The sequence below is a fragment of the Sinorhizobium sp. Y406 genome (genome assembly GCF_058732025.1).
On the sequence record NZ_CM178975.1, the window covers coordinates 397,118 to 418,848 of the forward strand.

A 21,731-nucleotide genomic window follows, 5' to 3' on the forward strand; every position below is an offset into this window, starting at 1 on the left:
CCGGTGGTCCCAGCCACCCGTCATCGGGGAGGAAGTTCGATGCCTATTCTATTGTCGCTGTCTCGCGTCATCGACGCGATGAATACCCATGCGGGCAAGGCGGTCTCTTGGCTGCTTCTGGCTGATGTGCTGATCAGCGCCCTCAATGCGATCTCGCGCAAGCTTTTCGACCTCAGCTCGAACGCTTGGCTCGAGGCGCAGTGGTATCTGTTCTCGGCTGTCTTCCTGGTCGCAGCCGGTTTCACCCTGCTCAACAACGAGCATGTCAAGGTCGACCTCTTCTATGGTCACCTGCCGCGCCGTGCGCAGCTCTGGATCGAGGCGATGGGAACGTTCCTTTTCCTCATGCCCTTCTGTCTGATCACGATCTATCTGGCGACGCCGATCTTCTTTGCGAAGTTCTCGAGCGGCGAGATCTCCAACAATACCGGCGGCCTGGTTCTCTGGCCCGTCTGGATGCTGATCCCGATCGGATTCGGACTGCTGGCGCTGCAGGGGCTTTCGGAACTGATCAAGCGCATCGCCATCCTTCGCGGTGACCTGCCCGATGCGATTGCGCTCGCCGACGCCGAAGCCAACGCCCTCTAGAGCGGTATGCGCTCACATGCGTTCGCACAACCGCTCTATCTGTTTGTTTTTGCCGCATTTGTGCGACTTCAGGTGATTCCACCTGACTGCAAAATGCTCTAAATCAGGATCTCGTCACATGTTCGCTTTCTTCGCGGAAAATCTCGCGCCGATCATGTTTCTGTCGCTGATCGTCGTGCTGCTGATCGGCTATCCGGTCGCCTTTGCCCTCGCCTTCGTCGGCTTCGTTTTCGGCTTCATCGGCATCGAAATGGGCCTCCTGCCCGCGAGCCTCTTCGGGGCCATTCCCGACCGGATCTTCGGGCAGATGTCGAACGAGACTCTGCTTGCGATCCCCTTCTTCACCTTCATGGGCCTCATCCTGGAGCGAAGTGGGATGGCGGAGGATCTGCTCGACACGATCGGGCAACTCTTCGGACCGGTTCGTGGCGGGCTCGCCTTCGCCGTCGTCTTCGTCGGCGCGATCCTGGCGGCGACTACGGGCGTCGTTGCGGCCTCGGTCATCTCCATGGGTTTGATCTCGCTGCCGATCATGCTGCGCTACGGCTACGACCGGAGGATAGCTGCCGGCACCATCGCCGCCTCGGGAACGCTTGCGCAGATCGTCCCGCCGAGCCTGGTGCTGATCATCCTCGCCGACCAGCTCGGCCGCTCCGTGGGCGACATGTACAAGGGCGCACTAGTGCCGGGTCTGCTGCTCGTCGCCGTCTATGCCGGCTTCATCGCGGTCATGTCGCTGCTGCAGCCGAAGAGCGTGCCGGCGCTGCCGCCCGAAGCCCGGTCGCTCCGCGGCCTCAAGCTCGCACGCAAGGTGATGACGTCCCTCATCCCGCCCCTCGCCCTCATCTTCCTCGTGCTCGGCACCATCTTCATCGGCCTTGCTACGCCGACGGAAGGCGGCGCCATGGGCGCGGTCGGGGCGCTGATGCTGGCCGCATTCAACCGCCGCCTCGATCTGACGATCCTGCGTTCGGCGCTCTATGCAACGGCAAAGCTCTCCTCCTTCGTGATCTTCATCCTGCTCGGCGCGCGCGTCTTCTCGCTCACCTTCTACGGCGTGAACGGCCATATCTGGGTCGAGCACCTGATGACGTCCATACCCGGAGGCGAGCTTGGCTTCCTGATCGCCGCCAACCTGCTCGTCTTCTTCCTCGCCTTCTTCCTCGACTATTTCGAGCTGGCCTTCATCATCATCCCGCTGCTGGCGCCGGTCGCGGATAGTCTCGGTATCGACCTCATCTGGTTTGGCGTGATGCTGGCGATCAATATGCAGACGAGCTTCATGCACCCGCCCTTCGGCTTCTCGCTCTTCTATCTCCGCTCGGTGGCACCGGCTCGCGCCTATCGCGACAAGGTGACCGGCGAGACTATCCAACCGGTTACTTCCGGCCAGATCTATAGGGGCGCGCTGCCGTTCCTCGGCATCCAGCTGGCAATGGTCGTACTCGTCATGTCGTTCCCCGGCCTCGTCACCCACTACAAGTCCGGCCAGGTGGAGGTGGACCCGTCAGAAATCCAGCTGGATGTCCCGATGCCGGGAGACGCGGAAAGCAATCCCTTCGGCACCCCGGCCGCGCCCTTCGGCACGGAAGACGGCGGGACGAGCCCCGACCTCTCGTCCGTGGACTTCGGTTCGCCCACGCCAGATTTCGGCGCGCCGCAATAGTAAGCACCCAACGACCCTAGTCCGGCTGCCGCTTCGCCCCGACAGCCGCCCGGAATCACCCATCCAAAACTGAGGAGGACCACGCGTGACTCATACTCTCAACAGACGAAACTTCCTGTCGAAAGGCGTGCTGGCCGGCGTTGCAACAGCCGCCGGTTCGACGCTCGCCGCTCCTGCGATCGGCGCGGAATTGCCGACCCTTCGCTGGCGCCTGACCTCGGGTTTCCCGAATAATCTCGACACGATTTACGGCGGCGCCGTGGTGATGGCCGAGGCTCTGTCGAAGATCACCGAAGGCAAATTCCAGATCCAGGTATTCCAGGCCGGCGAGATCGTGCCCGGACCACAGGCCCTCGACGCAGTGAACGCCAACACGGTCGAAATCGCCCATACTTGCGGCTACTATTTCACCGGCAAGGATCCGACATTCGCGATCGGCTCGACCATTCCCTTCGGCATGAACGCGCGCCAGCAGAATGCCTGGCTCTATCATGGCGGCGGCAACGAGCTCTACAACGCGTTTCTCGCCGACTATGGCGTCGTCGGCATTCCTGGCGGCGCGACCGGCGCCCAGATGGGCGGCTGGTTCCGCAACGAGATCAAGAGCCTCGCCGATCTTAAGGGCGTCAAGATGCGCATCGCCGGTATTGCCGGCCAAGTCATGGCGAAACTTGGCGTCGTGCCGCAGCAATTGCCGGGCGGCGACATCTATCCGGCGCTCGAGCGCGGCACGATCGACGCGGCCGAATGGATCGGCCCCTATGACGACGAGCGCCTCGGCTTCTACCAGATCGCGCCGAACTATTATTATCCGGCCTATTGGGAAGGCGGGTTGACCGTGCACTTCTTCGTCAACAAGGCGCAATACGAGGCGCTGCCGGAAGCCTACAAGGTCGCGCTCGACACCGCCTGCAAGGCGGCGAACCTCAACATGCAGGCCATGTACGACGTCAAGAACACGACGGCGATCCGTACGCTCGTCGGCAAGGGCGTAAAGCTCAGGCCGATGCCGCGCGACATCCTCGATGCGGCCTACCAGGCCACCTTCGAGCTCTACGGCGAATTCGAGGACAAACATCCCGCCTGGGCGAAAATCTATCCGCAGTGGAAGAAGTTCCGCGACGAATCCTTCCAATGGTTCCGCGTCGCCGAATACAGCTATGACAGCTACAACTACGCGGCACAGGCGGCCGGCAAGTAAGCAGAATGCAAATCTCGCTCCAGGCCCTCGGCCTGGAGCGAGATTACTCCATATAGTCAGAGCAGTAGAGCCGCTAGCTCATCCGAATTGGAAGGGGCTCGGCTTCATCTAAACGTGCGGCACGGCCGGGGTTCGCTGTGCCCGCAGGTCGTGGAGCAACCGTTCCTGACCGACGCGGATCACATGCTCCATCGCACCGCGGGCGCCCTCCTCGTTCCGGCGCCGGATTTCCTCGACGATACGGATATGGGCCATGGCGACGCGATCGATCTCGGTCGCGTCGGCGCGGGGGCTCGTTCGCCTGAAGACCCCCACCAATGCCGCTTCGATCAGGCTTCCCACCGTATGCATGAATGGATTGAGAGAGGATTCGAGCAGGCTCAGGTGAAATTCCAGATCGGCCTGGGCGAGCGTCTGCCCGTCGTGGCCGGCTTTCCCCATGGCAACGGCGAGCCGCATCATCCGGGCAATGTCCGCATCAGTCGCCCGCCGCGCCGCGAGACCCGCGGCATAGGGCTCGAGTGCCAGCCGCACCTCGCAGACATGGCGCAGAAAATCCTCGTCGACGCCGGCATTGAAACGCCATGTGAGCACGTCGCTGTCGAAGAGATTCCAGCTGGCTCGCGGCAGCACGCGCGTGCCGATGCGGGCCCGGGCGAGCACCAGGCCTTTGGCGGCAAGGGTCTTCATCGCTTCGCGCAGGACCGTACGGGAGACATTGAAACGGGCTGCAAGTTCGAGGTCTCCGGGCAGTATCTCGCCCACCGCAAACTCGCCGCCGACGACGGCTTGTCCCAGTTCGTCCACGACGAGGCGATGGCTCGTCCTTTTGCCCGCAGGCCTGCCGAAGCGTGACGGCATTTCACCCGGCCCTCCCCCTCGTCATGCGTGCTGCCTCTCAGCCCGCGTCAGCCGGATGATCCCCTTCTGCAACAGGATGAAGGCGAAGAGCAGCAGACCGATCAGGATCTTCGTCCACCAGCTCGACAGCGTGCCGTCGAAGGTGATGTAGGTCTGGATCAGCCCCTGGATCAGGATACCGACGAGGGTCCCGGCGACGAAGCCCGAGCCGCCGGTCAAAAGCGTCCCGCCAATGACGACGGCCGTGATCGCGTCGAGTTCGACGCCGACCGCAGCGAGCGAATAGCCGGCCGAGGTATAGAGCGAGAAGACGATGCCGGAGAGCCCCGCCAGCAGCCCCGAGAGGGCGTAGATGCCCATGGTCGTTCTCGCGACCGGCACGCCCATCAGTTGCGCCGTCGCGGCGCCGCCGCCTAGCGCATAGACATTGGTGCCGAAGCGGGTTCTGTGCGCAATCACAATGCCGACGGCGAAGACGAGCAGCATCAAACCGCCGATCAGCGTAATCCGACCGCCGCCGGGCAGCTTGTAATAGAACCCTTTCAAGGTGGCATAGAACGGATGCTTGATCGGAACGGAATCGATCGAGAGCACGAAGGCCATGCCGCGGGCGAGGAACATGCCGGCGAGCGTGACGATGAAGGCAGGCATTTCGAGGTAATGGATGATCGCTCCCATGAGCGCCCCGAACGCCGTGGTGATAACAAGCACCAGCGCGAAGGCGACGAGCGGGTGCATACCGCCCTGCTCCAGAACGACGGCGAGAAACACGCCGGTAAAGGCGATGACCGCACCGACCGAGAGGTCGATGCCGCCGGACAGGATGACGAAGGTCATGCCGACGGCAGCAATGCCGAGGAAGGCGTTATCCGTCAGCAGATTGCCGATCACCCGCGTCGAAAGCATGTTCGGGAACTGCATGACGCAGAGCGCATAGCTCAGTACGAAGATGAGGATCGTTGCCGTAAGCGGAAGATATTTCTGCTTCATTTTGCTTCTCGCTCGGTCGGTTTTCCGGTGGCGCGCGGCAGCCTGACGAAAGTGAAGGCGGTCCTGAAGCGCGGCGATTGCAGCACGAGGATGAACACGATGATCGCCGCCTTGATGATGAGGTTGAACTCAGGGGGGAAGCCGGACAGGAGAATGCCCGTGTTGATTGCCTGGATGATGATGGCGCCGAGCACCGAGGCCGCGATGCTGAAGCGCCCGCCGAGAAGCGACGTCCCGCCGACCACGACGGCGAGGATCGCATCGAGCTCCAGCCAGAGACCGGCATTGTTGGCGTCCGCTCCCCGGATGTCGGCGGCAGCGATGATGCCGGCCGTCGCCGCACAGAGGCCGGAAAGCACGTAGGCAGCGATCAGGAGAACGGGGGTGAGGACGCCGGACAGCGTGCTCGCCTGACGATTGACGCCGATCGCTTCGATCAGCATGCCAAGTGCCGTCTGACGAACGAGTAGCGCGACGAGGATACCGAAGACCAGCCAGATGATGACCGGCATCGGCAGGCCGGCAAAGGAACCGCTACCGATGAAGATAAGGCCAGGGTGGTTGAAGGTCAGGATCGCGCCCTCGGTGATGAGCTGCGCGATGCCGCGGCCGGCCACCATCAGCACAAGGGTCGCGATGATCGGCTGGATGTCGAGGATGGCGACGAGAAGTCCGTTCCAGACGCCGCAAAGGATACCAACCACGAGCGTTGCCAGGAGGGTTTCGGTAAGCGAGTGGCCGGAGGTGATCAGCGAGGCGGCAACAGCGCCGCAGATCGCCATGACGGCACCGACCGAGAGATCGATGCCCTTGGTGGCGATGACCACCGTCATGCCGATCGCCAGCAGCACCACGGGGGCACCGCGGTTGAGGATGTCTATCAGGCTTCCATAGAGGCGACCATTCTGGATTTGTAGGTTGAGAAAACCAGGGAAAACCATTGAAATAGCGATCACAATCGCGGTCAGCGCAATCAATTGCGGCAGCAGTCGGCCGAGATAGGTTTTAGCGGTCGCCATCACGATGGCCCCCTTCATTCGCTGCCGCGATCGCTTCGACGATGTGATGCGCGGTAATTCGGTCGCCATCGAGTTCGGCGACATGGGCACGATCGCGCAGGACGATCACCCGCGTGCTGTAGGCGACCAGCTCTTCGATCTCGGATGATATGACGATCAGCGACAGGCCCTTTTCACGGAGGCTTTCGATGAGCCTGACGATCTCCGCATGCGCGCCGACATCGATGCCCCGCGTCGGTTCGTCGAGAATCAGGAATTCCGGCTCGGTTGCGAGCCAACGGGCAAGAATAGCCTTCTGCTGATTGCCGCCCGATAGCAGCTTGATCGGCTTTTCACGGTCGGCGGTGCGGATATCGAGCACGCGGATATAGTGGTCTGCGAGGCGATTCTGCTCCGAGCGGGAGATCGGCCGGGTCCAACCGCGTCTTGCCTGCAGCGCCAACACGATGTTCTCGCGCACCGAAAGGTCGCCGACGATGCCGGCGGTCTTGCGGTCCTCGGGGCAAAAGCCGAATTTCCGGCGGATGGCGGCCCGCGGCGACAACAGATCGACCGCGCGCCCGTCGATCTCAGCTGTACCGCTATCGGCGCGGCTGGCGCCGAAAAGCACCTCCGCCGTTTCCGTCCGCCCCGATCCGAGCAGGCCGGCAATTCCGACAACTTCACCAGCCCGCACGTCGAGGTCGAAGGGATCTATGTGTCCGCGGCGTCCGTAATTGCGAAAGCGGTAGCGTAGCCGCCCCTCGCTCGCGGATGCGTGATGGCTGTGTATCTCATCCGCGAGTTCGCGGCCGATCATCATTGCGATCAGTTCGCGCCGGTCGAGATCGGCGGTCTCGCGGGTGCCGACCAATTGACCGTTGCGAAGCACGGTGATGCGATCGGATATCTCGTAGACCTGCTCGAGAAAATGGGTGATGAAGATGATGCCCAGTCCGCGCGCCTTCAAGCGCCGGACGATGCGGAAGAGCATCGCCACTTCATGCGCGTCGAGGCTCGCGGTCGGCTCGTCGAGGATAAGCACCTTGCCGGAAAGATCGACGGCGCGGGCGATCGCCACAACCTGCTGGATCGCCACCGAAAAGCTGGCGAGGTCGCGCGTGACGTCCAGATCGAGCTCGTATTCGGAAAGCAGTTCGCGCGCCATTCGGTTCATTGCGCCGGTGTCGATCATGCCGATGCGGCGTGGCTGCCGCCCGAGGAAGAGGTTCTCGGCAACCGTGAGGTTCGGCAGCAGATTGACTTCCTGGTAAACGGTGCCAATCCCCAGCCTCTGGGCGTCGAAGGTGTCGCGCGGGTCGACTTCGACCCCGTCGAGCAGGATGCTGCCGCCGTCGCGTCGATAGGCGCCGGTCAAGCATTTGATGAGCGTGGATTTGCCGGCGCCATTTTCTCCGAGAAGCGCATGGACTTCGCCGCGCCGCAGCTGGAAATCGACCTTGTCGAGCGCCTTCGTACCTGGGAAGCCCTTCTCGATCCGGACTGCCGAAAGAATATTTTCGCTGATGCTGTGCATGGATACCGTCTCGTCAGGACCGCCCGCCGGGGTGGACGGGATGGGAAAGCCCGCGCCGAAATACGGCGCGGGCGATTGGCGAGATCAGTAACCGAGCCCTTTCTTCTCCTCATAGACCTTCATCGGATCGTCCGCCTGGGTGTAGAGCTTCGATTCCGTCTGGATCCACTTCGGGGGCTCCTTGCCGTCCTTGAGGTAAGCGTCGAGGGCGTCGAAGGCGGGGCCCGCCATGTTCGGGGTCAGTTCGACCGTCGCGTTGGCTTCGCCTGCGGCCATGGCCTGGAAGATATCCGGAACGGCGTCGATCGAGACGACGAGAATATCCGTGCCCGGCTTCAGGCCGGCCTCCTTGATCGCCTGGATCGCCCCGACGGCCATGTCGTCGTTATGGGCATAGAGGGCGCAGATGTTCTTGCCGCCGTTTTCTGCCTTCAGGAAGCTCTCCATGACTTCCTTGCCCTTGGTGCGGGTGAAGTCGCCGGTCTGGCTGCGGATGATCTTCAGATTGTCATGACCGGCAAGCGCCTCTTCAAAGCCCTTCTTGCGGTCGATTGCCGGAGAGGACCCGGTCGTGCCCTGGAGCTCGACGACATTGCAGTCCTTGCCGGCAACGGTGTCGACGAGCCACTTGCCCGCGACACTGCCCTCGTGAACGAGATCCGAGGTAACCGCCGTCAGATAGAGATCATCGGAAGCATCCACCGTGCGGTCGAGCAGGATGACCGGGATTTCGGCGTCCTTTGCCTCCTGCAGCACTTCGTCCCAGCCGGTGGCGACGACCGGCGCGAGCAGAATGGCGTTGACGCCCTGCGCGATGAAGGACCGGATCGCCTTGATCTGGTTTTCCTGCTTCTGCTGCGCATCGGCGAATTTAAGGTCGACGCCGCGCTGCTCTGCCTGCTGTTTCGTCAGGGTCGTCTCAGCCGCGCGCCAGCCGGACTCCGATCCAATCTGGGAAAAGCCGACGACGAGGTCGGCGGCCGAAGCGCTGCCGACCATGCATGCAGCAAGGATCGTGGCACTCGCGAGTGCTTTACGAAAATTCATGATTTCCTCCCAAAGAAAGCTGCCTCCGTGCAGCTCGGGGATAAAAAATCATATAATATTACTTTTGTAAACTCCCATTTGTAATCAGGAACACACTTCTCGGCAGCGCTTGCGGGAGAGAGCGCTAGGCACGATCCGCTCTCGAGCCGAACCGTCAACACGGAAGGCCAGCCTCCTACGCAACAATCAAAAAACATCCCGTTTCGTCGCGGAGCGGCAATCAGAAAACGAAGAGACTGTTTGCCAGCGACCGGCGCAAATTGCCTTCGGCTCCGCCCGTGGGGTCGCTGCGGCCGATGGCCGGCCTGTGCCGGCGTTGCTGGATAACGCCTCACGGCGCTGCTGCGCTCCCTTTGAACCTTCACTGCGCGCATGCTGCGTTGCAGCGACGAATTGCACTTGATCTGTTTAGTAAAACGTATATCACTAAACATATTGCTTAACATGAGGGAGTACCGCTTGGGCATGTGAGCAAGGGAGAATTTTTCCGAGGCCGGCGACCGGTCGATACTGTATCTGGGAGGAATACATGCGGAAGATGACGAAGGCCCTGACGGGCATGTCGTCGGCACTCATACTGTCGACGGCGATACCGGGAATGGCGAAGGCCGATGAATTGACGCTGTGCTGGGCTGCCTGGGATCCGGCCAACGCACTGGTCGAACTCTCCAAGGATTTCACCGCACAGGCAGGCACGACGATGAAGTTCGAGTTCGTGCCGTGGCCGAACTTCGCCGACCGTATTCTCAACGAGCTCAATTCAGGCGGTAAGCTCTGTGATCTTCTGATCGGCGACAGCCAGTGGATCGGCGGTTCCGCCGAGAACGGTTACTACGTGAAGCTCAACGATTTCTTCGACAGGGAAGGAATCAAGATGAGCGATTTCGCCGAAGCAGCAGTCAACGCCTATTCCACCTGGCCGAAAGGGACCCCGAATTATTGGGCATTGCCGGCCATGGGCGACGCCAATGGCTGGTTCTATCGCAAGGACTGGTTCACAAAGCCGGAATTGCAGGCCGAGTTCAAGGCGAAATACAGTCACGATCTCGGCCCGCCGCAGACCTGGGATGAGTTGAAGCAGGTTGCCGAATTCTTCACCGGCCGGGAGATCGATGGCCAGAAGGTCTATGGTGCCGCAATCTTCACCGAGCGCGCCTCCGAAGGCATCACCATGGGCGCAACCTCGGCGCTCTATCCCTACGGCTTCAAATATGAGCAGACGCCGGGAAAATACGACATGGACGGCGCGGTCAATTCGCCTGACTCCGTCGCAGGCCTCGAGGCCTACAAGGCGCTCTACAAATGCTGCCAGCCGCCCGGCTATACCGACAGCTACATGGGCGAGGGACTTGACGCTTTCAAATCCGGCCAGGTGGCTATGGCGATGAACTGGTTCGCCTTCTTTCCCGGCCTCTACAAGGACGAGAACGTGGGCGGAGACAAGATCGGCTTCTTCGTCAATCCCAAGCAGAAGGTCGCCGCCTCGACACTCGGCGGCCAGGGCATCTCGGTTGTCGCCAACACCGACAACATGGACGGCGCGCTCGCCTACATCAAATGGTTCGCCCAGCCTGACGTCCAGAAGAAGTGGTGGGCGCTCGGCGGCTACGCCGTGCATAAAGCCGTCCTGAACGATCCGTCCTTCAAGGATAGCCAGCCCTTCGCGGCCGACTTCCTCATGGCGATGAACCAGGTGCAGGACTTCTGGCAGGAGCCGTCCTACGCGATTCTCCTGCAGGCCATGCAGAAGCGTCTGCATGACTATGTCGTGGCCGACAAGGGGACGGCGCAGGAGGCGCTCGACGCCCTGGTCAACGACTGGAAGGAAATCTTCGAGGACGAAGGCAAGCTCTAGCCTCATCTTGAACGGCCCGGCTGCGAAGTCCGGGCCGTCTTGGCCGCGCCCCGAACCTTTCCCAATTCAGGTGACGTCAGTGACCGATGCCCCTTCCACCATCGCGGAGCGATCCGCCGAAATGCTCGCCCGCTCCACGCCGACGACGATCGCGGCCCGGGTGCGCGGCCTTTCCGATCGCGCAATCGCCTGGCTGTTCATCACGCCGACCATCGCCTTGCTGCTGGCGATCAATATCTTTCCGCTGATCTGGGCGGTTTATCTCTCCTTCACGAATTTCCGTGCGAACCGTCCCAATGCCGAAGTCGTCGGTGTCGGTTTGCGCAACTACCAGCGGGTGCTGAACGATCCGGACATCTGGATCGCCATGCAGACGACGGCGCATTTCGTCTTCTGGACGATTCTCTTCCAGACGGTCATCGGCTTCGCGCTCGCCTACCTCATCGACCGCAAATTCCGTGGCCACGCCTTCTGGACGACGGTCATCCTCATTCCGATGATGCTGTCGCCGGCGGTGGTCGGCAACTTCTGGCGCTTCCTGTACCAGCCCCAGATCGGCCTCTTCAATTATATCGTCTCGTTCTTCTCAGGCATCCCGCCGTCCTCCTTCGAGATGCTCGGCTCGGTGACGCTCGCACCCTGGGCGATCATCGTCGTCGATACCTGGATGTGGACCCCTTACGTGATGCTGATCTGCCTCGCAGGCCTCAGATCCATTCCCGATTACATCTACGAGGCGGCGGAAGTCGATCGCGCCTCGGCCTGGCGGCAATTCTGGTCGATCACCGTGCCGATGGCCCTGCCCTTCATCATGCTGGCAGTGCTCTTCCGCGGCATCGAGAACTTCAAGATGTTCGACATGGTGATGCTGCTGACCGGCGGCGGACCCGGCTCGACGACCGAGGTGGCATCGATCACGCTGAAGCGCGAGGCCTTCGAAAGCTGGCTCACCGGGCGATCTTCCGCCTTCGCAATCATACTTTTCGTCGCGGTGTTCGGCCTCGCCAACATCTACGTCAAGGCGCTCAACAAGGTGAAACAGAGATGAGTTCGGTCAACACCACCGCCCATTCCGTGGTCGAGCCGACGCCGACCGTCAAGCGCATCGCCGGCGTGATCGTCATCCTCTATGCGCTCGTGACGATGATACCGCTCGCCTGGATCTTTCTCACGAGCATAAAGTCTCCGCCGGACTCGATCAGCTACCCGCCGAAGATCGTGTTCACGCCGACACTCGAGGGCTATTGCAACCTTTTCACCACGCGTACACGGCAGACGCCGGATTATATCCAGTCCTTGCCGCCGGCGACCGGCACCTGCGACGAGATCACGCGCAGCCGCAACATGGTGATCGCCGGGCCGTCGAATTACTGGCCGCGCTTCGGCAATTCGCTGATCATCGCCTTCGGCTCGACCTTCCTCGCGGTGTCGCTTGGAACGCTTGCCGCCTATGGCTTCTCGCGGTTCCGCGTGCCGCTTGCCGACGATCTCCTGTTCTTCATCCTCTCGACCCGGATGATGCCGCCAATCGCGGTCGCGATCCCGATCTACCTCATGTACCGCCAGTTCGGCCTATCCGACACGGCGCTCGGCATGATCCTGCTCTACACCGCCGTCAACGTCTCCCTCGCGGTCTGGCTTCTCAAGGGCTTCATCGACGAGATCCCGCGCGAATACGAGGAAGCCGCGATGATCGACGGCTATACCCGCCTGCACGCCTTCTGGAAGGTCGTGCTGCCACAGGCGACGACCGGCATCGCCGCCACCGCGATCTTCTGCCTGATCTTCGCCTGGAACGAATATGCCTTCGCGGTGCTCCTGACCTCGGGTTCTGCGCAGACCGCGCCGCCATTCATACCGACGATCATCGGCGAGGGCGGCCAGGACTGGCCGGCGGTTGCCGCGGGGACGACGATCTTCCTGGTGCCAATCCTCGTCTTCACCATCATCCTGCGCAAGCAGTTGCTGCGCGGCATCACCTTCGGAGCTGTACGCAAATGACGAGCCCGCAAGAAATGACCCGTGCATCCCGGCAGAAGCGGCCGTTCTTCCTGCGGCGCGGCCCGATGGAAAATATCGCGACGGTACTGATCGCCAGCGGCTTCCTGATGCTGTTCCAGCCGTTCCTGCTGACGCTCTACACCTATTCGCTCGCCATGCTTCTGACTGGAACCGTCCTGTTCATCATCGTTTCGAAGTTTCCGGAGTGAGCAATGTCCGAGATCAAGATCGTGAACCTCCGCAAACAGTTCGGCGATTTCGCTGCCGTCGAGGATTCGTCCTTCACCGTCGAGGATGGCGAATTCCTGGCGCTGCTCGGCCCTTCGGGCTGCGGCAAGACGACGACGCTCAGGATGATCGCCGGGCTTGAACTGCCGACCAGCGGAAAGATCCATCTCGATGGCGAGGACGTCACCTTCAACCGCGCGAGCGCCCGCGACATAGCCTTCGTCTTCCAGCTCTTCGCACTCTATCCGCATATGAACGTGCGCCGGAACATCGGCTTCCCGCTCCTGTCGCAGGGCGTGCCCAAGGCCGAGATCCGCGCCCGTGTCGAGGAAACCGCGAAGCTCCTGCGCATCGACCACATCCTCGACCGATCGGTTTCGGGGCTCGCCGGCGGCGACCGGCAGCGTGTTGCGCTCGGCCGTGCGATCGTCCGGCGGCCGAAATGCTTCCTGATGGACGAACCGCTCGGCACGCTTGATGCGGAGTTCCGCGAGGTGATGGTCCACGAACTGCGCGAACTGCATAATCGCATCCATGCGACGACGGTCTACGTGACCCACGACCAGCATGAAGCCATGGCGATGGCCGACAAGATCGCGGTGATGAACCATGGCGTGATCGAGCAGTACGGTACGCCGCAGGAAATCTACAATAGGCCGGCCTCGATGTATGTCGCCGACTTTATCGGCTCGCCGCCGATGAATTTCATGCGATTCCGTTCGGGCCTGCACAGGGGGACGCAGTCTATCCTTCTCGACGGTATCGAGATCCCCGTGCCGCAGGTGAGCGAGGATGTGCGGCCCGGTGAACTGGCGCTCGGCGTGCGTCCCGAACATATCCGCTTCAACGACGCATCACGCCTTCGCGGCGCCGTCTACGGCAGCGAGTATCTCGGCACGAACCAGGTCGTTGCCGTCGAAACCGCCTCCGGCATCGTCAAGGCGAGAATCCCGGCCGACCGCAGCTTCAGGCTCGGAGAGACCGTCGGGCTCGAGTTCAATCCGGCAAAGCTCGCCCTCTTCGACTGCGCTTCGGGCAGGGCGATCGCCTCGTCCCTCTATCAGGAGGCCCGCCATGGCTGAGGTCGTACTCCAAGGTGTCCGCAAGACGTTCGGCGAGGCGGTCGCGGTCGACGATCTGTCACTGACCATCCGGGACGGGGAACTCGTCGTCCTCCTCGGGCCGACCGGTGCAGGCAAGACCACCACGCTGCGCCTGATCGCCGGCCTCGAAAGGCCGGATCGCGGGCGGATGACGATTGGCGGTCGCGATGTCGGCAGTCATTCGCCGGCGGAGCGGGACGTGGCCTTCGTCTTCCAGCAATATTCGCTCTATCCACATTTGAGCGTCTACGACAATCTCGCCTTTCCGCTGCGTTCGCCGGCCCGCCGGCTCGCAGCCGAGGAGATCGACCGCCGCGTGCGCGAAGTGGCGCGCATGGTTCGCATCGAGCACAAGCTGGAAAACCGCTCGACGCGGCTTTCGGGCGGCGAGATGCAGCGTGTCGCGATCGGCCGCGCGCTCGTGCGCCGGCCGGCCATCTACCTGATGGACGAGCCGCTGTCGTCGCTCGATGCAAAGCTGCGCGCCGAACTTCGGCTGGAGCTGAAGCGGATCCAGAACGAGTTGAACTCCACGCTCCTCTACGTGACCCACGACCAGGTCGAGGCGATGACGATGGCCGACCGCATCGGCATCCTGTCCGAAGGCCGCCTCGTGCAGATCGGAACGCCGCGGGAGATTTACGGTGATCCCGCCAACCTGCATGTCGCGGCGCGCCTCGGCCAGCCGCACATAAACATGCTGCCGGTCGATCTCCTGCCGGGTGCGGCGCCGCCATCAGGCGCGCGTACGATCGGCGCGCGCACCGAGCATCTGGAGATTGCAGCGAATGTGTCGGGCAATGCCGAGGTCGACTGGATAGAGCACCTCGGCGACCAAAACCACCTGCATATCCGGGTCAAGGGTCACAGGATCGTGACGCTTGCCGACCCCTATCTCTCCATCAGGCCGGGAGACCGGATCGATCTCACGCTGAGACAGCCCCTCTATTTCGGGGCGGACGGCGAACGCCTGCGCTGACGCCGCCGAGCATTCGACGAAGCAATTGGATGACAAACGATGAAGCACTTTTTCAACCGCAGGGAAGATATCGTCACCGAAGCGCTGGACGGCCTGCTGCAGACGGCGCCGGCCGGAAGCCTCGCGCGGCTTGACTCCTATCCCGACATCAAGATCGTCCTGCGCGGCGACTGGGACAAAGCGAAGGTTGCCGTCATCTCGGGCGGCGGGGCGGGCCATGAGCCCTCGCATGCTGGTTTCGTCGGGCGCGGAATGTTGACCGCAGCCGTATCGGGTGAGATCTTCGCCTCGCCGAGCGTCGATGCGGTGCTGACCGCGATCCGGACCGTCACGGGCCCGATGGGCTGCCTGCTGATCGTCAAGAACTACACTGGCGACCGCCTCAACTTCGGGCTTGCGGCGGAGAAGGCGCGAGTCGAGGGTTTTCGCGTCGAGATGGTGATCGTCGCGGACGATATCGCGTTGCCCGACATTGCCCAGCCGCGCGGCGTTGCGGGAACGCTCTTCGTGCACAAGATCGCCGGGCATCTCGCCGAGCGCGGCGCCGACCTCGAGACCGTCGCGGCGGCAGCCCGTTCGGCGGCGGGCAGCATCGTCTCGCTCGGCGTCTCGCTCTCGTCCTGCTCCATTCCCGGCCAGGCCCATGCGGAGCGGCTCGCGGCTGACGAAGGGGAACTGGGGCTCGGCATCCATGGTGAACCGGGTGCTGAGCGGATCGCGCTGCAGGAGGCGCGAAGCATCGTCGCGACCATGTCCGAGCGGCTTTCCAGAGCTCTGCCCGAGGATGGCGACTATGCGCTGCTCCTCAACAATCTCGGCGCCGTGCCGCCGATCGAGATGGGCCTGATCGCCCACACGGTGTTTGCCTCTTCGCTGGCCGATCGCGTGAAACTGACAATCGGTCCGGCACCGATGATGACGGCGCTCAACATGAACGGCTTTTCGCTTTCGCTTATCAGGCTCGATCCCGAGCGCGAGGCGGCGCTGAAGTCACCGGTTGCGCCGCATGCATGGATGCCTGCGGTCGACCGGCGCGAAATCGTCGTTCTGCCGATCGCCGCCGCGCCTGCCGGAGAAGCGCTGCCGGCCAGTTACGACCCGGCCGTCGATCGGCTGATCGCGGCGATTTGCGATCATCTCCTCTCGCTCGAAGCAGAGCTTAATCATCTCGACGCGAGGGCTGGCGACGGCGATACGGGTTCAACCGTGGCGACCGGCTCGCGTAGCGTGCTCTCCCAGATCGAACGGCTGCCGCTGAAAGACATCGGCGCGACGCTTTCATCGATCGGAAGCATTCTCAGCACCAGCATGGGTGGGTCCAGCGGCGTGCTGCTCTCGATCTTCTTCACGGCCGCCGCCAAGGCCCACTCCGATACGAAGGACATGGCGAGCGCGCTGCTGGCCGGGCTCGAACGGATGACGTTCTACGGCGGGGCTGCGGTCGGCGACCGAACGATGGTGGATGCCTTGGACCCGGCGCTCCGCGCTCTCAAGACCGGCGGACTTGCCGCCGCCGCGTCGGCAGCGCGTGCCGGCGCCGATGCGACCTCGGCCATGAAGAAGGCAAAGGCCGGGCGCGCCTCCTATGTCGGAGAGCGGGATCTCGACGGCGTGCCGGATCCGGGCGCGATGGCCGTCGCCGCCGTCTTCGAAGTTGCAGCGGGTCTTCGTTAATGCAGGTCCCCCCAAACGTGCGCAATGGTCTTGGGGCAACGATATGCAGAAGGGCAAGAGCCTTAAGCGCGTTGCAGGACTGGTTAATGGCAACGCGCTTTACAGCGCCGCGCATCTTTTCAGACGCGCAAAGGTCGCGGTAACGCTTTGAATCTGCGCATCGGCCCGAAAATCGGGTACGATTTTCGGGCCGATGCGCTAGCCGATCGCGTGTATGATCGCGCAAGGGGTGGCAGAAGGGTGTTGGTCGTGCCGGCAAATGCAGCGCTCATAGGCGGGTTGATCGAAGCCTGCCGTCAGACGATTGCCGCCAATGCCGATCATCTTTCGGAACTCGATAGGGCGATCGGCGACGGAGACCATGGGACCAACATGCGCCGCGGCTCCGAGGCGGTCTATGCCGAGCGGGACCGGCTCGTGCATCTGCCGATGCCGAAGGCGCTGGAGGAGATCGGCCTCACCCTTGTCATGAGCATCGGCGGTGCGGCCGGTCCGCTCTATGGGACGCTCCTGATGGAGATCGGCCGGCAGATGGCCGGGGACGCCGACTTTGCGCGCGTGCTCGAACGCGCGATCGACGCCGTAGCGCGGCGCGGCCGCGCAAGCGCCGGCGACAAGACGCTGCTCGACGTGCTTTACCCGGTGCATGCCGAAGTGGTAAGGCGCGCGGGTCTCGCAGGCATTGCTGAAGAGGCGGAACGCGCGGCAAGCCTCACTTTCGCCATGAAAGCGATGCGCGGGCGCGCCGCGTTCCTTGGCGAACGGTCGATCGGACATGTCGATCCAGGCGCGAAGAGCTGTGCATTGTTGACGGCAGCGATCTGTCGTTTCCTGGAGGAGCAAGGTCCGGCATGAACTCGAAATCCGCAAATGTCGGCATCGTCATCGTATCGCATTCCCCGCTTGTCGCCGAAGGTACCGCCGACATGGTACGGCAGATGGTCGGCGACGGCGTGCCTCTCGCCTGGGCGGGGGGCAACGCCGATGGCGGGCTCGGAACGAACTCGGGCAGCATCCTGGCGGCGATCGAACGGGCCTGGTCGGATGCGGGCGTCGCCGTCTTCGTCGATCTCGGCGGCGCGGAGACCAACAGCGAGATGGCGATCGAAATGCTCGGCCAAGCGCGCTCCGGCCGGGTTGTCATTTGCAATGCGCCATTGGTGGAGGGTGCGGTGATGGCCGCGGCCGAGGCCTCCGGCGGCGCGGCGCTCGCCCGCGTGGTGGCGACCGCGGAGGAGCTTTCGCCGTGATGGACAACAGGTCGCGACAGCAAGCCCCGGCGGCAGGTGATGCACAGGGCTACTGCCAGACGGAGATCGAGGTGACGCACGGCTTCGGGCTGCACGCCCGCCCGTCGGTCACCTTCACGCGGCTGGCGAAGTCGTTCCCCTGCACCGTCGAGATCGAGGTCAATGGCAGCCAGGTGTGGCTGAACGGCAAGAGCATCGTCAAGATCATGGGAGCCCGGATTCGCAGGGGATCGATTCTGAAGATTCGAACCCGTGGGCTGCGTGCGGCAGAAGCGATCCATGCCCTCCAGGCGCTTGTCGAGCGCGACTTCGATGAAGAAAAGAAACATGGCCGGAGCGCTTGAAATACAGGAAATACAAGGGCTCTGCGCGTCTCCGGGCGTTGCAGTCGGGACCGTCCATCTCGCCGTGGAAGTTGCCGCCGATGCGCTGCCGCCGGGCGATAGCCCGGCCGCGGACCGCGAAAAGCTGCGTCGGGCCGTCGCCGCCGCTATCGCGGAGTTGAAGGCGCTGGTAGGCCGGTCGGACGAGGAGAGCGCCGGCATTCTCGATTTCCAGATCGAGATGCTGCTGGACCCGGTACTCGTCGAAATGGCCGAGGAGCGGATCCTCGCAGGAGATGGCGCCGCGCTCGCCTGGGTCGCGGCGCTGGACCACTATATCGCCGGTATCGAGGAGGCGCCCGACGAGCAGCTCCGCGCCCGCGCGGCCGATGTCGTCGATATCCGCAATCGCGTCCTCGGCGCATTGACCGGCCGCGCGCCGGAGGATTTCGCGCCGGGTTCGGTCTTCGTCGGCAAGGACCTGCAGCCTAGTCTCTTCCTTGCGCATGACTGGACCGCCGGTGGCGGCATCGTCCTCTTCGACGGCAGCATCGCCAGCCACGTTGCGATGCTCGCCCGTAGCCGTTCGGTGCCTATGATCGTTGCGACGGGACGTTTTGAAGTCGCCGATGGCGCGCGCCTGCTCGTCGATGCGAAGGAGGGGCGAGTCGTCATCGCGCCGGAAGAGGCGCGCATTCGCGAGGCGAAATCCAGAATGGCTGAAGCAAGGCCGGCTGAGCCGCCTCGCGCGGGCGGAACGATCGAGACCGCCGATGGCGTCGCGATCCGCCTGTCGGCGATCATCAACGATCCACTCGAGTTCGGGTCCATCGATCCTTCGCTGTTCGCCGGTATCGGCCTGATGCGCACCGAGTTTCTGATGACGTCACCCACGGATGCCTTCAACGAGGAAAGGCATTACGAGATCTATCGGCAGGCGCTGCGCTGGGCCGGCGACGCGCCCGTTATCGTCCGCATGCTGGATCTCGGCGGTGACAAGACATTGCCGGACCTCGGAGCCAGGAAGAGCGAGTCATTCATGGGCTTGCGCGGCATACGGTTGCTCCTGGCGCGGCCGGAGCTTGCCCGTCTCCAGGCACGCGCGCTGTTGCGCGCAACTGCGCACGGCAGGCTCGGCGTCCTGCTGCCGATGGTGACGGTCCCGGACGAGCTTGATGCGATGTCGACGATCTTCGAAGAGGAATCGGCCGTTCTCGTCAGGCGCGGGGTGCAAACGCGCATGCCGGAGATCGGTATGATGGTGGAAGTCCCGGCGGCGGCGCTGATGCTCGACCGCTTTTCGCGTTCGGCCTTCTTCTCCTTCGGAACGAACGACCTGGCACAGTATCTGGCGGCGGCGGCAAGAGACGACCGGAGCGTGGCTGAACTCTACGATGCCGCCGCGCCGGCTATCTGCCGTCTCATCGCCGGGGGCGTGGCGCTTGCCGACGCGATGAAAAGGCCGGTCGGCATCTGCGGCGAGATGGCCTCCGAGCCCCGCCACATCCCGGCCCTGCTGGCCGCCGGCCTTCGCAACTTTTCGGTGGCGCCCAATCGTTTAGCGGACATACGATCGGCTATCGGCGGCTTGTACTCGGACGGACTGGCCGCGGCGGAGAAGAGCTGAATGACTCGCGAGACGGTTGAAGACGCCATCATGGCCTATAAGACGATCCTGGCGCAGATCATCGACAATCGGCCGTCGGGGACTCGTCAGCGGCTCGCCGTGGCTCTCGGCAAGCATCGCAGCTTCGTGACGCAAGTGACAAGCCCGGCTTATTCGACCCCTCTGCCGGCGCGCCACCTCGCCACGATCTTCCAGGTCTGTCACTTCAGCCCCGGCGAGCAGGAGCGGTTTCTCCAGGCCTATCAATCGGCGCATCCCGGCAAGCTGCCGGATCTCGGAGGTGCAGAGAAACTGCGCCAGCTCTCGCTGATCGTTCCCGATCTGGGCGATGAAAAGAAGAACCGCCTGTTCGACGAGGCGATCGAGGAACTCGTCCAAAACATGGCGAAACTGATTGGAACGGTGGATTAGCCAGGCCCGATGCGGTTCAGTGAATGCTACCTGCGGCATGCCCCTTGAAAATCTGCACCGATCGAGGGGAGCTTGTGCCAAGTTGGGGATATTGCGGCGCTTGTTGCTGAGCGCGAGGAAGCGTGGCGTCGAGGAGGGGCATTATGAAGAAATTCATGAACAGGGCCGAAACGCTGGTTGCCGAAAGCCTCGCCGGCTTTGTCGCAGCACACGAACGCCTGGTGGCCTTCGGCGCCGAGCGGAAATTCGTTCGCCGGCGGACCCTTCGTCGGGGCAAGGTCGCGCTCATTTCGGGCGGTGGCGCCGGGCACGAGCCGATGCATGTCGGTTTTGTCGGGAAAGGCATGCTGGACGCCGCCTGCACCGGACATGTCTTCACCTCTCCGACACCGGACCAGATCATTGCCGCGATCCGGGAAACCGACGGTGGCGAGGGGTGTCTGCTCATCGTCAAGAATTACGACGGGGACGTCATGAATTTCGAGATGGCCGCGGAGCTCGCGGCGGCCGAGCACCGGATCGCCACCGTGGTCGTGCGCGATGACGTAAATCCCAGCGGGTCGAAGCGCAGCCAAGGCAGAAGAGGCGTTGCCGGAACCCTCGTGGTCGAGAAGCTGCTCGGAGCGGCGGCGGAGGCAGGCTGGCGGCTTGAGGAACTGAGTGCGCTTGGCGACGACCTGAACGCCCGCATCCGCACCATGGGAGTGGCGCTTGGCGGCGTGACCGTACCTGACACCGAGCGGGAGACGTTCGTGCTCGATGAAGACGAAATGGAGATGGGCGTCGGGATTCACGGAGAGCCGGGCCGCGCACGGGTCAACTTCGCGACCGCCGACCAGATCGTGGAAACGATGCTCGAGGCGATCTTGAGCGATCTGGCGCCGGACGGGGGCGACAAGCTGCTTCTCTTCATCAACGGCTTCGGTGGCACGCCGGTGTCGGAGCTCTATCTCGCTTACAATGCCGCCCGGGCGCGGTTTGCGCGCCTCGGCGTCACAGTCGCCCGGTCGCTGGTCGGAACCTATGTCACCTCCTTGGACATGGCGGGCCTCTCAATCACCGTAGCGCGCCTCGATGAACGAGAGCTTTCCTTGTGGGACGCACCAGTCGACACCGCGGCGCTGCGCTGGAGAAGCTGATCGCATATATCGGTCTGCGCACGGCCTATGGAATTTTAGGTCTTCGTGAGGAAAGCACTTCTTGGGCGCGTTTGCGGGAGCCGGCAGCCGGGGCGTGGACATCACTAAATCTGGTGCAGCGAGTCTACCCCCGTCGGTGCGGGTTAAGTCAATCGGCGAATTGCCGGAAAGCTCGCCTTTTCTACACTTGGCGTTCTGCTCGAATGAGAGGAGAGAACCATGCGTACGATCTCGACCGCGATTATCGGGCTCG

At 62.9% G+C, this 21,731-nt stretch carries 21 protein-coding genes; 16 read left to right on the plus strand and 5 right to left on the minus strand.

Annotated features, from left to right (window positions below):
- Nucleotides 1–39: 39 nt before the first annotated feature.
- The 3 genes from AC4P1R_RS18790 (at nucleotide 40) to AC4P1R_RS18800 (ending at nucleotide 3,455) form a co-directional block, all read left to right on the plus strand.
- Nucleotides 40–588 (plus strand): TRAP transporter small permease subunit, encoded by a 549-nt coding sequence (locus tag AC4P1R_RS18790; protein ID WP_151613596.1) that lies wholly within the window; start codon nucleotides 40–42, stop codon nucleotides 586–588.
- 118 nt (nucleotides 589–706) lie between these two features.
- Nucleotides 707–2,254 (plus strand): TRAP transporter large permease, encoded by a 1,548-nt coding sequence (locus AC4P1R_RS18795; RefSeq protein WP_069456508.1) that lies wholly within the window; start codon nucleotides 707–709, stop codon nucleotides 2,252–2,254.
- Nucleotides 2,255–2,339: 85 nt separating this feature from the next.
- Nucleotides 2,340–3,455 carry a TRAP transporter substrate-binding protein gene (locus AC4P1R_RS18800; RefSeq protein WP_069456509.1) on the plus strand — a complete coding sequence of 372 codons (1,116 nt, stop codon included), beginning with the start codon at nucleotides 2,340–2,342 and terminating at the stop codon, nucleotides 3,453–3,455.
- A gap of 108 nt (nucleotides 3,456–3,563) precedes the next feature.
- On the opposite strand, the gene AC4P1R_RS18805 is transcribed toward AC4P1R_RS18800, so the two are convergent.
- The 5 genes from AC4P1R_RS18805 to ytfQ form a co-directional block, all read right to left on the minus strand.
- Nucleotides 3,564–4,316, minus strand: a complete 753-nt coding sequence (locus AC4P1R_RS18805; RefSeq protein ID WP_151613597.1) for a FadR/GntR family transcriptional regulator — start codon at nucleotides 4,314–4,316, stop codon at nucleotides 3,564–3,566.
- 21 nt (nucleotides 4,317–4,337) lie between these two features.
- Nucleotides 4,338–5,306 (minus strand): galactofuranose ABC transporter, permease protein YjfF, encoded by a 969-nt coding sequence (yjfF, locus tag AC4P1R_RS18810; RefSeq protein WP_151613598.1) that lies wholly within the window; start codon nucleotides 5,304–5,306, stop codon nucleotides 4,338–4,340.
- Nucleotides 5,303–6,325 carry an ABC transporter permease gene (locus AC4P1R_RS18815; RefSeq protein WP_069456526.1) on the minus strand — a complete coding sequence of 341 codons (1,023 nt, stop codon included), beginning with the start codon at nucleotides 6,323–6,325 and terminating at the stop codon, nucleotides 5,303–5,305. Before AC4P1R_RS18815 ends, yjfF begins: the two co-directional genes overlap by 4 nt.
- Entirely contained in the window at nucleotides 6,312–7,841 is a 1,530-nt protein-coding gene (gene ytfR, locus AC4P1R_RS18820) for a galactofuranose ABC transporter, ATP-binding protein YtfR (protein WP_151613599.1), read from the minus strand. The genes AC4P1R_RS18815 and ytfR overlap by 14 nt, the downstream gene beginning before the upstream one ends.
- An 84-nt stretch (nucleotides 7,842–7,925) precedes the next feature.
- Nucleotides 7,926–8,888, minus strand: coding sequence for a galactofuranose ABC transporter, galactofuranose-binding protein YtfQ (gene ytfQ, locus AC4P1R_RS18825; protein ID WP_151613600.1), 963 nt, complete (start codon nucleotides 8,886–8,888; stop codon nucleotides 7,926–7,928).
- 529 nt (nucleotides 8,889–9,417) lie between these two features.
- On the opposite strand from ytfQ, the gene AC4P1R_RS18830 reads away from it, so the two are divergent.
- From AC4P1R_RS18830 to dhaK, 13 genes are all read left to right on the plus strand, one after another.
- A complete protein-coding gene (locus AC4P1R_RS18830) occupies nucleotides 9,418–10,743 on the plus strand; it encodes an ABC transporter substrate-binding protein (protein ID WP_192803821.1) in 1,326 nt (441 codons plus the stop codon).
- A gap of 121 nt (nucleotides 10,744–10,864) precedes the next feature.
- Complete coding sequence (locus AC4P1R_RS18835) at nucleotides 10,865–11,791, plus strand: carbohydrate ABC transporter permease (RefSeq protein WP_116288759.1); 927 nt, start codon at nucleotides 10,865–10,867, stop codon at nucleotides 11,789–11,791.
- Nucleotides 11,788–12,744: a carbohydrate ABC transporter permease gene (locus tag AC4P1R_RS18840; RefSeq protein ID WP_069456514.1), complete on the plus strand. Its 957-nt coding sequence runs from the start codon at nucleotides 11,788–11,790 to the stop codon at nucleotides 12,742–12,744. Before AC4P1R_RS18835 ends, AC4P1R_RS18840 begins: the two co-directional genes overlap by 4 nt.
- Nucleotides 12,741–12,953 (plus strand): hypothetical protein, encoded by a 213-nt coding sequence (locus AC4P1R_RS18845; protein ID WP_069456515.1) that lies wholly within the window; start codon nucleotides 12,741–12,743, stop codon nucleotides 12,951–12,953. The genes AC4P1R_RS18840 and AC4P1R_RS18845 overlap by 4 nt, the downstream gene beginning before the upstream one ends.
- 3 nt (nucleotides 12,954–12,956) lie before the next feature.
- A complete protein-coding gene (locus AC4P1R_RS18850) occupies nucleotides 12,957–14,054 on the plus strand; it encodes an ABC transporter ATP-binding protein (RefSeq protein WP_069456516.1) in 1,098 nt (365 codons plus the stop codon).
- Complete coding sequence (locus AC4P1R_RS18855) at nucleotides 14,047–15,054, plus strand: ABC transporter ATP-binding protein (protein ID WP_069456517.1); 1,008 nt, start codon at nucleotides 14,047–14,049, stop codon at nucleotides 15,052–15,054. Before AC4P1R_RS18850 ends, AC4P1R_RS18855 begins: the two co-directional genes overlap by 8 nt.
- A gap of 39 nt (nucleotides 15,055–15,093) precedes the next feature.
- Complete coding sequence (locus AC4P1R_RS18860; RefSeq protein ID WP_151613601.1) at nucleotides 15,094–16,728, plus strand: dihydroxyacetone kinase subunit DhaK; 1,635 nt, start codon at nucleotides 15,094–15,096, stop codon at nucleotides 16,726–16,728.
- A 243-nt stretch (nucleotides 16,729–16,971) separates the two neighbouring features.
- Complete coding sequence (gene dhaL, locus AC4P1R_RS18865; RefSeq protein WP_255642796.1) at nucleotides 16,972–17,583, plus strand: dihydroxyacetone kinase subunit DhaL; 612 nt, start codon at nucleotides 16,972–16,974, stop codon at nucleotides 17,581–17,583.
- On the plus strand, nucleotides 17,580–17,978 hold the full coding sequence (gene dhaM, locus AC4P1R_RS18870; RefSeq protein ID WP_151613602.1) for a dihydroxyacetone kinase phosphoryl donor subunit DhaM: 399 nt from the start codon (nucleotides 17,580–17,582) through the stop codon (nucleotides 17,976–17,978). The genes dhaL and dhaM overlap by 4 nt, the downstream gene beginning before the upstream one ends.
- Nucleotides 17,978–18,322: an HPr family phosphocarrier protein gene (locus tag AC4P1R_RS18875; protein WP_069456521.1), complete on the plus strand. Its 345-nt coding sequence runs from the start codon at nucleotides 17,978–17,980 to the stop codon at nucleotides 18,320–18,322. The genes dhaM and AC4P1R_RS18875 overlap by 1 nt, the downstream gene beginning before the upstream one ends.
- Nucleotides 18,306–19,928, plus strand: coding sequence for a putative PEP-binding protein (locus tag AC4P1R_RS18880; RefSeq protein ID WP_151613603.1), 1,623 nt, complete (start codon nucleotides 18,306–18,308; stop codon nucleotides 19,926–19,928). The genes AC4P1R_RS18875 and AC4P1R_RS18880 overlap by 17 nt, the downstream gene beginning before the upstream one ends.
- On the plus strand, nucleotides 19,929–20,339 hold the full coding sequence (locus AC4P1R_RS18885) for a hypothetical protein (protein WP_069456523.1): 411 nt from the start codon (nucleotides 19,929–19,931) through the stop codon (nucleotides 20,337–20,339).
- A gap of 143 nt (nucleotides 20,340–20,482) precedes the next feature.
- A complete protein-coding gene (gene dhaK / locus AC4P1R_RS18890; protein ID WP_151613604.1) occupies nucleotides 20,483–21,478 on the plus strand; it encodes a dihydroxyacetone kinase subunit DhaK in 996 nt (331 codons plus the stop codon).
- Nucleotides 21,479–21,731 lie beyond the last annotated feature (253 nt).

Bases quoted from the DNA above. Each gene is read 5' to 3' on its own strand.
- AC4P1R_RS18790 (WP_151613596.1), top strand. From the start codon at position 40: ATGCCTATTCTATTGTCGCTGTCTCGCGTCATCGACGCGATGAATACC.
- AC4P1R_RS18795 (WP_069456508.1), top strand. From the start codon at position 707: ATGTTCGCTTTCTTCGCGGAAAATCTCGCGCCGATCATGTTTCTGTCG.
- AC4P1R_RS18805 (WP_151613597.1), bottom strand. From the start codon at position 4,316: ATGCCGTCACGCTTCGGCAGGCCTGCGGGCAAAAGGACGAGCCATCGC.
- yjfF (WP_151613598.1), bottom strand. From the start codon at position 5,306: ATGAAGCAGAAATATCTTCCGCTTACGGCAACGATCCTCATCTTCGTA.
- AC4P1R_RS18815 (WP_069456526.1), bottom strand. From the start codon at position 6,325: ATGGCGACCGCTAAAACCTATCTCGGCCGACTGCTGCCGCAATTGATT.
- ytfR (WP_151613599.1), bottom strand. From the start codon at position 7,841: ATGCACAGCATCAGCGAAAATATTCTTTCGGCAGTCCGGATCGAGAAG.
- ytfQ (WP_151613600.1), bottom strand. From the start codon at position 8,888: ATGAATTTTCGTAAAGCACTCGCGAGTGCCACGATCCTTGCTGCATGC.
- AC4P1R_RS18830 (WP_192803821.1), top strand. From the start codon at position 9,418: ATGCGGAAGATGACGAAGGCCCTGACGGGCATGTCGTCGGCACTCATA.
- AC4P1R_RS18835 (WP_116288759.1), top strand. From the start codon at position 10,865: ATGCTCGCCCGCTCCACGCCGACGACGATCGCGGCCCGGGTGCGCGGC.
- AC4P1R_RS18840 (WP_069456514.1), top strand. From the start codon at position 11,788: ATGAGTTCGGTCAACACCACCGCCCATTCCGTGGTCGAGCCGACGCCG.
- AC4P1R_RS18845 (WP_069456515.1), top strand. From the start codon at position 12,741: ATGACGAGCCCGCAAGAAATGACCCGTGCATCCCGGCAGAAGCGGCCG.
- AC4P1R_RS18850 (WP_069456516.1), top strand. From the start codon at position 12,957: ATGTCCGAGATCAAGATCGTGAACCTCCGCAAACAGTTCGGCGATTTC.
- AC4P1R_RS18855 (WP_069456517.1), top strand. From the start codon at position 14,047: ATGGCTGAGGTCGTACTCCAAGGTGTCCGCAAGACGTTCGGCGAGGCG.
- AC4P1R_RS18860 (WP_151613601.1), top strand. From the start codon at position 15,094: ATGAAGCACTTTTTCAACCGCAGGGAAGATATCGTCACCGAAGCGCTG.
- dhaM (WP_151613602.1), top strand. From the start codon at position 17,580: ATGAACTCGAAATCCGCAAATGTCGGCATCGTCATCGTATCGCATTCC.
- AC4P1R_RS18875 (WP_069456521.1), top strand. From the start codon at position 17,978: ATGGACAACAGGTCGCGACAGCAAGCCCCGGCGGCAGGTGATGCACAG.
- AC4P1R_RS18880 (WP_151613603.1), top strand. From the start codon at position 18,306: ATGGCCGGAGCGCTTGAAATACAGGAAATACAAGGGCTCTGCGCGTCT.
- AC4P1R_RS18885 (WP_069456523.1), top strand. From the start codon at position 19,929: ATGACTCGCGAGACGGTTGAAGACGCCATCATGGCCTATAAGACGATC.
- dhaK (WP_151613604.1), top strand. From the start codon at position 20,483: ATGAAGAAATTCATGAACAGGGCCGAAACGCTGGTTGCCGAAAGCCTC.